Genomic DNA, 10,419 nt, shown 5'->3' on the forward strand with positions numbered 1-10,419 from the left:
GGTCTGTGGGGGTCCCCCAGGCGTCGAGCGCCGGGGGAGGCACGAGTGCCCGCAGCCATGTCACCTGGCTGCCCGCAACCGCGGCGCTACCAGGTCGGCGGGCTTGCGATGGCCCGGGAGAGGACCTCGTCCAGGACTCGGGCCGTGGTGGGTATGTCGAGCTGGGAGTTGTCGATGATCGGAAGACCGGAGCCGTACCAGCCCGCCATGCGGCCGTGGATGCGGGCCACCTCCTCGTCGGTGAGGCGGCGGTTGCCGGTGCGCTCGGCGTTGCGCTCAAGGACGACGTCCAGGCCGGGGAGCAGCACGACCGGAAGCAGGCCGGGTCCGACGTGCCGTTTCCAGCCGCCGAGGCCGACGACCGGGCGGTCGGGGAAGACCGCGTCGTCGAGGATGCACGAGATGCCGTTGGCGAGGAAGTTGCGCGCGGCGAAGCCGCAGGTCCGGCGGGCGAGGCGGTACTGCGCCTCGGAGCTGTCGTTCCACCCCGACTGCGGGTTGGCGAAGCCGGAGCGGACCCACTCGCGGACGTCGTCGAGGCTGATGTGCGCGGTCGGGACCCGGCGGTGCTCGGCCCAGTGCTTGGCGACGCTCGTCTTGCCGGCGCCCGCGGGTCCGATGAGCAGCACCGCGAGGGTGGTGATGGTCGGGTCGGGCGCGGCGTGGGCGGCCGGTGCTGTCGGCACGGCGACGGGGCCGCCCGGCGGCAGCTGGATGTGGCCGGTGACGTCCGGCGGAGGCGGCGGGGCCTGGGCCGGCGACGCCTGCACGGGTGGCGCCGGCGGACCCGGTGGCTGTGGTGCCGTCGGCGCTCCGGCACGGCCGGGGGGCGGCGGCACGGGGGCCGAGCCCTGGTGCGAGCCCGGGTGGTGCGGACCCGGGTGGTGTGCGGCCGGCGGCCAGCCGGCGGCCGGTCCGTGCCCCGGCTGGTGGGGCGGCAGCGGCGAACCCACTGCGTGCTGCATCCGGTGCCACTCCGTCTCGTACAAGGCAATGGGCGCTGGCAGCGAGTCCGTTCCCGCTACCTACCGAACGGTACCGTCCCCGGCCGCCGTTTGGTGAACGGCCGGGGACGGCCCGAAGTGCCCGCCGGCGCACGGCGAATCGGACGGACCAGGCTTGCCGGAACTTACTGCCCCACCTCGCCGTACGCGGCGAGCAGCACGGCCGGGTCCGGGCCCTCCAGCACGGTGGGCTTGGCGAGTCCGTCGAGCACGATGAAACGCAGCAGGTCCCCGCGGGACTTCTTGTCGACCTTCATCGTCTCCAGCAGCTTGGGCCACTGGTCGTAGCGGTAGTGCAGAGGCAGACCCACCGCCTCGAGGATCGTGCGGTGGCGGTCGGCGGTCGCGTCGTCCAACCGCCCGGCGAGACGGCCGAGTTCGGCGGCGAAGTGCATGCCGACGGACACCGCCGCGCCGTGCCGCCACTTGTACCGCTCGTTCTTCTCGATGGCGTGGCCGAGGGTGTGGCCGTAGTTGAGGATCTCCCTGAGGCCCGACTCCTTCAGGTCGGACGAGACGACATCGGCCTTCACCCGGATGGAGCGCTCGATCAGCTCTGCGGTGTGCGGGCCGGACGGGGTGCGGGCCGCCTCGGGGTCGGACTCGACGAGGTCCAGGATCACCGGGTCGGCGATGAAGCCGGCCTTGATGACCTCGGCCAGGCCGGAGACGTAGTCGTTGACCGGCAGCGAGTCCAGCGCGGCGAGGTCGCACAGCACGCCGGCGGGCGGGTGGAAGGCGCCGACGAGGTTCTTGCCCTCGGCGGTGTTGATGCCGGTCTTGCCGCCGACGGCCGCGTCCACCATGGCGAGCACCGTGGTCGGGACGGCGATCCAGCGCACCCCGCGCAGCCAGGTGGCGGCCACGAAACCGGCGAGGTCGGTGGTCGCGCCGCCGCCGACACCCACGATGACGTCGGAGCGGGTGAACCCGGACTGGCCCAGCGCCTTCCAGCAGTAGGCGGCGACCTCGGCGGTCTTGGCCTCCTCCGCGTTGGGCACCTGGATGGCGACGGCCTCGTAGCCCTGCTCGGCCAGATCGGCGCGGAGCGCGTCGCCGGTCTCGGCGAGCGCCTCCGGGTGGATCACGGCGACCCGCTTGGCCTTGTCACCGACCAACCCGGTCAGTTCGCCCAGGAGTTGACGGCCCACCAGGACGTCGTAGGGCTCGGTGCCCGCGGTGCCGCCGATGTGGATCCGCGTCACTGCCTCGCTCATGCTTCCTTCAACTCCAGTGCATCCAGGACGGCTTGGGTGACTTCCTCGGGCGTACGGCCGTCGGTGGCCACCACGGCCGTGGCGACCTCCTCGTACAGGTGCCGACGGGCCTCCATCAGCTCGCGCCACTGCTTGCGCGGGTTGACTGCCAGCAGCGGGCGGGCCGCGTTCAGCCCGGTGCGCTTGACGGCCTCCTCGACGTCCATCGACAGGTAGACCACGCGCGCTCCTGCGAGTAGCGCGCGGGTGTCGGCGTCGAGGATCGCGCCGCCGCCCAGTGCCAGCACACCGTCGTGCCCGGTGAGCGCCCGGCGCACCGCCTGCTTCTCGATCGCGCGGAAGGCGGCCTCGCCGTCGTCGACGAAGATCTCCGCGATGGTGCGGCCCTGCTCGGCCACGATGTCGTCGTCGGTGTCCCGGTAGCCGAGTCCGAGCCGGCCGGCCAGCAGGTGGCCGACGGTGGACTTGCCCACGCCCATGGGGCCGACCAGGACGACGACCGGCGTCGCGCTCATCGGATGGCCAGGTTGTCGAGGTACGACCGGACGTTGCGGCGGGTCTCGGCCACGCTGTCGCCGCCGAACTTCTCCGCGACGGCGTCGGCGAGGACGAGGGCCACCATGGCCTCGGCGACGATGCCGGCCGCCGGCACCGCGCAGACGTCGGAGCGCTGGTGGTGGGCCTGGGCCGCCTCGCCGGTGGCGACGTCGATGGTCTTCAGGGCCCGCGGCACGGTCGCGATCGGCTTCATCGCGGCCCGGACCCGCAGCAGCTCACCGGTGCTGAGGCCGCCTTCGGTGCCGCCGGAGCGGCGCGTGGCGCGCTTGATGCCGTCGGGGGTGGTCAGGATCTCGTCGTGGGCCTTGGAGCCCGGTACGCGCGCGAGGTCGAAGCCGTCGCCGACCTCGACGCCCTTGATCGCCTGGATGCCCATGAGCGCCGCCGCGAGCCGCGCGTCCAGCCGCCGGTCCCAGTGCACGTGGGAGCCGAGGCCCACCGGCACGCCGTAGGCCAGCACCTCCACCACACCGCCGAGGGTGTCGCCGTCCTTGTGGGCCTGGTCGATCTCCGCGACCATCGCCTTCGAGGCGTCGGCGTCCAGGCAGCGCACGGGGTCCGCGTCCAGCCTCTCGACGTCCGCCGGGATCGGGTACACGCCGTACGGGGCCTTCGCCGCCGCCAGCTCGACCACGTGGCTGACGATCTCGATGCCGGCCGTCTCCTTCAGGTACGACCGGGCCACCGCGCCCAGCGCCACCCGGGCCGCGGTCTCCCGCGCGGAGGCCCGCTCCAGGATCGGCCGGGCCTCGTCGAAGCCGTACTTCTGCATGCCCGCTAGGTCGGCGTGGCCGGGGCGGGGGCGGGTCAGCGGGGCGTTGCGGGCCAGCTCGGCCAGCTCCGCCGGGTCGACCGGGTCGGCGGCCATGACCTTCTCCCACTTAGGCCACTCGGTGTTGCCGACCATGACGGCCACCGGCGAGCCGATGGTGAGGCCGTGCCGGACGCCGCCGAGGAAGGTGACCTCGTCACGCTCGAACTTCATCCGGGCGCCGCGCCCATAGCCGAGGCGCCGCCGTGCGAGGTGGTCCGCCACCATCTCCGTGGTGATCGGCACGCCGGCGGGAAGGCCCTCCAGCGTCGCGACAAGTGCGGGTCCGTGGGACTCCCCCGCGGTCAGCCAACGCAACCTGCTCAACGGTGCTCCTCATGCTCGCGCCTGGAACTGCGACGGCGCGACCGGGTGCGCGGCCCTGGCCCGCCACTACGATCCTCCCACGTCCGGGCCGCCTGCCCGGCCGCCGGTCCAGCAGGCGGACGCACGGCGGACGGTCCCGCCGCAGGTGGGCGTCCCGCCGGAGGCCTCGGCCGGTCGCCGGCGCCGAGCGCCCGGCACCGGGAGGTCAGCGTTCCGCCAACGCCTTCTCGCCCGCCCGGCGCATGGCGTCCAGGGGGGCCGGGGCGCGGCCCGTCATCTGTTCCACCTGGAGGACCGCCTGGTGGACCAGAAGGTCGAGACCGCTGAGAACGGCACCGCCGGCCATGGACCAGCGGGCGGCGAGGGCGGTCGGCCAGGGCTCGTACAGCACGTCGAAGAGGGTGGCGGGCCGCTCGGGTACGGCCGTGGCGAGCGCGTCGGTCGCACCGGAGGGGGTGGTGGCGATCACCAGGGGGGCGCGCAGGGCCTGTTCGGCGTCCGACCAGTCCGCCGTGCGGACCTCCACCCCCAGCCGCTCGCCCCACTGGCGCATCTCGGCCGCCCGGGCCGCGCTGCGGACGTAGGCGACGACCTCGCCGGTGCAGACGCGGGCGAGTGCGGCCAGCGCGGAGGACGCGGTGGCGCCGGCGCCGAGGATCGCCGCCGAGTCGACCTGTTCGATGCCGTGCTCGCGCAGCGCGGCGACCATGCCGGGGATGTCGGTGTTGTCCCCGGTGCGCCGTCCGTCCTCGGTGAAGACGACCGTGTTGACGGCCTCGACGGAGGCCGCCGTGTCGCTGATCTCGTCGAGCAGCGGGATGACGGCCCGCTTCAACGGCATGGTCAGCGACAGCCCCGCCCACTCGGAGCCGAGCTTGTCGATGAAGGCGGGCAGTCCCTCCTCGTCGACCTCGAACCGGTCGTACGACCAGTCGGTGAGCCCCAGCTCCTCGTAGGCCGCGCGGTGCAGCACCGGGGAGAGGGAGTGGGCGATGGGCGAACCGAGCACGGCGGCCCGGCGGGCGTCAGTGGCCCGAGCTGGCATCGAACTTTTCCTTGAGCTTCAGGAAGTCGGCGTAGGTCTTGGCGAACTCGGTCTTGTTCATGCCGTCGGTCGCCACGAAGTAGATCCAGCCGTCCCTGGTCGGGTTCAGCGCCGCCTTCAGTGCGTCGTCCCCGGGGTTTCCGATCGGCCCGGGCGGCAGGCCCCTGTGCGTGTAGGTGTTGTACGGGCTCTTGTTGCCGTTGATCTCTTTCTCGCTGATGTGGATGTTGCTCTGGCCCTTCAGGTAGTTGAAGGTCGAGTCGAACTGCAACAGCTGGTTGGTCTGGGTGTTCGTCGGCTTGAGGCGGTTGTAGACCACCTCGGCCATCATGCGGAAGTCGTCGTGCGTCTTGCCCTCGGCCTGGACGAGGCTCGCCACCGTCACGAGCTCCCAGGGGTTGGCGAGGCCGAACTTCTCGGCGTTCCCGGCCAGGTCGTAGCGGCTGTAGGCCTGGTTGGCCTGCTTGACCATGCCCTTGAGGACCGCCTCGGGCTTCATGCCCTTGGCCGCGGGATAGGTGCCCGGGTAGAGGAAGCCCTCCAGCGGGTCCATGATCTGGCTGCTGTTCTTCGCCCAGCTGGGCAGGCCGAGGGACTTGTACTCTTTCGCGGCGATCTTCTGGGTGGTGCCGCCTGCCAGGTCGAGCTGTTTGTCGATCGCCGCGTACACCTGGGCGTTTCGCTCCCCCGGCTTGACCAGCACGCTGCTCTGGCTGCTGGGATCGAGCATCAGGGCCACGGCACTCGCCGCCGACATCTGCTTCTTGAGCAGGTAGGCGCCGGCCTGGATCTGCTTGCCCTTGGGGTTCTCCGACTGGGCCGCCACGAAGGCGTCGACGCTCTTGACCACGCCCGCCTTCTTCAGCGCGCGGCCGATGTCGTAACCCCCGGCGCCCGACGGGATCTCGACGGTCACCGTCTCGTCGGTGCCGTTGCCCGCGTAGTCCGGCGCCGCGCCGAAACGATTTTGGTAGAACTGGTACCCGTAGTAACCGACTCCGGCCACGCCGCCGCCGAGCACCAGCGCGACGACCAGGCAGGCACAGCCGTTGCGGCGTTTCTTGGCGCCCTTGCCCTTGCCGCCCCGGCCCTTGCGGTCGCCGCGGCCCCGGCCCTCGTTCGGGTCGTCGGTGTCGGGAGCGTCCTCGTCCTCGTCCTCGCCGCCCGCGAAGAAGGCGTGGTCCTCCTGACCGGGGTCGGGTTCGGGTTCCCAGTCGGGTCGCTGCTCGGACTCGGGGGTCCTGCGGTTCGGCGGCTCCGGGGGCGGATAGGCGTCGGGGGTGCCGTAGAGGTCGGGCTGCTCGGCGCCGTAGGCCATGGCCTGCTGGGCGTACGGGTCCGCCGGGTCGGCATACGGGACCTGCGGCTGGGCCCCGGTGCCGTCCCAGCCGCCCTGCTGGTACTGCTGCTCCTGGGCGTGGGGTGCGTAGTGCTGGTCGTACTGCTGGTGGCCCTGCTGACCGTAGTGCGGAGACGGCTGGTTGCCGTGCTGGTCGTACTGCGGGTGCTGACCGCCGTAGCCGTCCTGCTGCTCGTGGCCCCACTCGCCGTACTGCGACTGCTGCGTAGGGTGCTGGCGGCCGCCGTAGGAGGACGGCGGGCCCGCGTGGCCCTGCTGTCCTCCCCATCCGCCGTCCCCGTACAACGGGTCCTCCGGATGCCACGGTTCGGAGCCTGGGCCCCGGCCATACTCAGTCATCGATCCCCTAGAGCCTCGAGTCGGCGGTCACGCGGCTTGAAGGCCCGGCTCCCGTCCCGCCTCTTGCTGTGCGTCGGCTGTTCGAACGCCGCCGCATCGCGCGGAACGTTACCGTATCGCGATCAGATGACCACTTCGACGCCCTCCCCGGGTGCTTTACCTGACACCCGTTCGGATTCGAGGGCCTGCTGCAGAATGATGACCGCCGCGGCCTGGTCGATCACGGAGCGTCCCTTCCTGGACTTCACCCCGGAGGCCCGCAGCCCCTGACTGGCCGTCACCGTGGTCATCCGCTCGTCCACCAGGCGGACCGGCACCGGGGCGATGCCCTTGGCCAACTCACCCGCGAAGGCGCGGACCTTGGTCGCGGCCGGACCCTCGCCCCCCTTCAGGGAGCGGGGGAGGCCGACGACCACCTCGATCGGCTCGTACTCCTCGACGAGCTGCCTCAGACGGCGGTGGGCCGCCGGGACGTCCCGGCCGGGAACCGTCTCCACCGGGGTGGCGAGGATCCCGTCGGGGTCGCACGAGGCGACCCCGATCCGGGCGTCCCCGACGTCGACGGCGAGCCGGCGGCCTCTCCTCATCACTTGGCCGTTTCCGCCACGAGGCGCTCGACGGCGTCCACGGCCTCGCCGACGGCGGCCGGGTTCTGGCCGCCGCCCTGGGCGACGTCCGGCTTGCCGCCACCGCCGCCGCCGAGGGTCTTGGCGGCGGTGCGGACCAGGTCACCGGCCTTCAGACCGCGCTCGCGGGCGGCCTCGTTGGTGGCGATGACCGTGAGCGGCTTGCCGCCCGTGACCGTGAAGAGGGCCACCACGGCGGCCCGGCCGCCCTGGATGCGGCCGCGCACGTCGAGGACCAGCTTGCGCAGGTCGTCGGGGGTCGTACCGTCCGGGACCTGGCCGGTCACCACGGCCACGCCGCGGACGTCCCTGGCGGACTCGGCGAGGCCGGCGGCGGCCTGGAGCACCTTCTCGGCGCGGAACTTCTCGATCTCCTTCTCGGCGTCCTTCAGCTTGCCGAGCATGGCGGAGACCTTCTCCGGCAGCTCCTCCGGGCGGCCCTTGATCAGCTCCTGGAGCTGGGCGACGACCGTGTGCTCACGGGCGAGGAAGTTGTAGGCGTCCACACCGACCAGGGCCTCGATACGGCGCACACCCGAGCCGATGGAGGACTCGCCGAGCAGCTTCACCAGACCCAGCTGGGCGGTGTTGTGCACGTGCGTGCCGCCGCACAGCTCCTTGGAGAAGTCGCCGATGGTCACGACGCGGACCCGCTCGCCGTACTTCTCGCCGAACTCGGCGATGGCGCCCTGCTTCTTGGCCTCGTCGATGCCCATGACCTCGGCGTGCACGTCGAGGTCGCGGGCCAGCACCTCGTTGATCTTCTGCTCGACGTCGGTCATCACGGCCGTCGGGACGGCGGACGGCGAGCCGAAGTCGAAGCGGAACCGGCCGGGCTGGTTCTCGGAACCGGCCTGGGCGGCCGTCGGGCCGAGGGCGTCGCGCAGGGCCTGGTGGGTCAGGTGCGTGGCCGAGTGGGCGCGGGCGATTGCCTTGCGGCGGCGGGCGTCGATGGAGGCGTGGGCCTTGGCGCCGACGGTGACCTCGCCGACCTGGACGACGCCCTTGTGGACGTACACGCCCGGCACCGGCTTCTGGCAGTCGCGGACCTCGATGACGGCACCGGAGTCGACCTTGATCCGGCCGGTGTCGCCGATCTGGCCGCCGCCCTCGGCGTAGAACGGGGTGCGGTCCAGGACGACCTCGACCTCGTCGCCCTCGGTGGCGGCCGGGGAGGAGACACCGTCGACGAGGATGCCGACGATCGTGGTCTCGCCCTCGGTGTCGCTGTAGCCGATGAAGTCGGTGGCACCGGCGGAGTCGGCGATCTCGCGGTAGGCGCCCATGTCGGCGTGGCCGGTCTTCTTGGCCTGGGCGTCGGCCTTGGCGCGCTCCCGCTGCTCCTTCATCAGGCGGCGGAAGCCCTCTTCGTCCACGGCGAGGCCCTGCTCGGCGGCCATCTCCAGGGTGAGGTCGATCGGGAAGCCCCAGGTGTCGTGGAGCAGGAAGGCCTTGTCGCCGGAGAGGACCGTGCCGCCGGTGGCCTTGGTCTCGGTGACGGCGGTGTCGAGGATGTTGGTGCCGGCCTTGAGCGTCTTGAGGAAGGCGTTCTCCTCGGCGAGGGCGACCTTCTCGATGCGCTCGCGGTCGGTGATCAGCTCGGGGTACTGCCGGCCCATCATGTGGATCACGGTGTCGATCAGGTCCTTGACGACCGGACCGGTGGCGCCGAGCAGGCGCATGTTGCGGATGGCGCGGCGCATGATGCGGCGCAGCACGTAGCCGCGGCCCTCGTTGCCGGGGGTGACGCCGTCGCCGATGAGCATCGTGGCGGTGCGCATGTGGTCGGTGACCACGCGCAGGGACACGTCGGAGTCGTGGGCGTCGCCGTAGCGGACGCCGGTCAGCTCGGTGGCCTTGTCGATGACGGCCATGGAGGTGTCGATCTCGTACATGTTCTGCACGCCCTGCAGAATCATGGCGAGGCGCTCCAGGCCGAGGCCGGTGTCGATGTTCTTGCTCGGCAGCTCGCCGAGGATCTCGAAGTCGTCCTTGCCGGTGCCCTCGCCGCGCTCGTACTGCATGAACACGAGGTTCCAGATCTCCACGTACCGCTCGTCGTTGACGGCGGGGCCGCCCTCGACGCCGAACTCGGGGCCGCGGTCGTAGTTGATCTCGGAGCAGGGGCCGCAGGGGCCGGGGACGCCCATCGACCAGTAGTTGTCCTTCATGCCGAGCCGCTGGATGCGCTCCTTCGGCACGCCGACGACCTCGTGCCAGATGCGCTCGGCCTCGTCGTCGTCCTTGTAGACGGTGATCCACAGGCGCTCGGGGTCGAGGCCGTAACCACCCTTGTCCTGGGGCGTGGTGAGCAGCTCCCAGGCGTACTTGATGGCGCCTTCCTTGAAGTAGTCGCCGAAGGAGAAGTTGCCGCACATCTGGAAGAACGTGCCGTGGCGCGTGGTCTTGCCGACCTCTTCGATGTCGGGCGTGCGCACGCACTTCTGCACGCTGGTGGCGCGGTCGAACGGCGGCTTGACCTCGCCCAGGAAGTAGGGCTTGAAGGGCACCATGCCGGCCGGGACGAGGAGAAGAGTCGGGTCGTCCGCGATGAGCGACGCCGAAGGGACGACGGTGTGCCCGCGCTCCTCGAAGAAGCTCAGCCAGCGGCGGCGGATCTCAGCCGACTCCATCAGTGGTCCTCATTCCGGTTGTACGAGTACGTCGGGTACGTCGAGCCGTCGACGTACTTCGGGGTGTCGTGGTTCTCGATGGCGGCGTGCCGCCGGGGTGCGGGGAGTTCGGGGCCGGGGGGCGCGTCGATACCGAGCGCCTCGCCGAGTTCGGCCTCCCGCTGGGCCATGTTGTCGCGGACGTCGAGCGCGAAGCCCACGGCGCGGTCCTTGAGCCGATGACCCGCCTCCAGCGCCTTGTTCGCCGCGGTCGCGGCGACGCTCTCGGGGGTCAGCTGCCTCAGCTTGCGGTTGACCTTGGCGGTGGCCCACACACCGGCGGCGACACCTGTGGTGAACCAGAACGTACGGCGGAACATCGCTAGTCCTTACTTCTCCCGGTTGTTCCGCTTCCCCCGCCGCGCGGCCGGGACGGTGCGGCCCACGATCACGGTACGCCTCGACGTCTTGGCGGGCACGTCCTCCTTGCGGGCGCCCAGCGCCCGCAAGGAGGACGTGC

At 71.5% G+C, this 10,419-nt stretch carries 9 protein-coding genes and 1 pseudogene; all 10 read right to left on the bottom strand.

Translation table 11 applies throughout. The features are described 5' to 3' along the window. Positions 1-86 precede the first annotated feature (86 nt). Complete coding sequence (locus BZY54_RS43550) at positions 87-965, bottom strand: Pro-rich N-terminal domain-containing protein (protein ID WP_086730889.1); 879 nt, start codon at positions 963-965, stop codon at positions 87-89. A gap of 164 nt (positions 966-1,129) precedes the next feature. Then, the gene (gene aroB / locus BZY54_RS43555) at positions 1,130-2,221 is read right to left on the bottom strand and encodes a 3-dehydroquinate synthase (protein WP_086730890.1); all 1,092 of its coding nucleotides are present in this window, start codon (positions 2,219-2,221) and stop codon (positions 1,130-1,132) included. Beyond that, the gene (locus BZY54_RS43560) at positions 2,218-2,736 is read right to left on the bottom strand and encodes a shikimate kinase (RefSeq protein ID WP_086730891.1); all 519 of its coding nucleotides are present in this window, start codon (positions 2,734-2,736) and stop codon (positions 2,218-2,220) included. Before BZY54_RS43560 ends, aroB begins: the two co-directional genes overlap by 4 nt. Then, positions 2,733-3,917 carry a chorismate synthase gene (aroC, locus tag BZY54_RS43565; protein ID WP_086730892.1) on the bottom strand — a complete coding sequence of 395 codons (1,185 nt, stop codon included), beginning with the start codon at positions 3,915-3,917 and terminating at the stop codon, positions 2,733-2,735. Before aroC ends, BZY54_RS43560 begins: the two co-directional genes overlap by 4 nt. Positions 3,918-4,122: 205 nt before the next feature. Next, positions 4,123-4,962, bottom strand: coding sequence for a shikimate dehydrogenase (locus tag BZY54_RS43570; RefSeq protein WP_086730893.1), 840 nt, complete (start codon positions 4,960-4,962; stop codon positions 4,123-4,125). Further along, complete coding sequence (gene mltG, locus BZY54_RS43575; protein WP_086730894.1) at positions 4,943-6,661, bottom strand: endolytic transglycosylase MltG; 1,719 nt, start codon at positions 6,659-6,661, stop codon at positions 4,943-4,945. Before mltG ends, BZY54_RS43570 begins: the two co-directional genes overlap by 20 nt. Positions 6,662-6,783: 122 nt before the next feature. Then, complete coding sequence (gene ruvX / locus BZY54_RS43580; protein WP_086730895.1) at positions 6,784-7,248, bottom strand: Holliday junction resolvase RuvX; 465 nt, start codon at positions 7,246-7,248, stop codon at positions 6,784-6,786. Further along, entirely contained in the window at positions 7,248-9,920 is a 2,673-nt protein-coding gene (gene alaS, locus BZY54_RS43585) for an alanine--tRNA ligase (RefSeq protein ID WP_086730896.1), read from the bottom strand. The genes ruvX and alaS overlap by 1 nt, the downstream gene beginning before the upstream one ends. Then, positions 9,920-10,279 (bottom strand): hypothetical protein, encoded by a 360-nt coding sequence (locus tag BZY54_RS43590; RefSeq protein WP_086730897.1) that lies wholly within the window; start codon positions 10,277-10,279, stop codon positions 9,920-9,922. Before BZY54_RS43590 ends, alaS begins: the two co-directional genes overlap by 1 nt. Positions 10,280-10,288: 9 nt before the next feature. Next, positions 10,289-10,419, bottom strand: a pseudogene (locus BZY54_RS54145) (DUF948 domain-containing protein); the annotation flags it as partial.

The sequence above is a fragment of the Streptomyces carpinensis genome (assembly GCF_002154505.1).
Taxonomy (GTDB): domain Bacteria; phylum Actinomycetota; class Actinomycetes; order Streptomycetales; family Streptomycetaceae; genus Streptomyces; species Streptomyces carpinensis.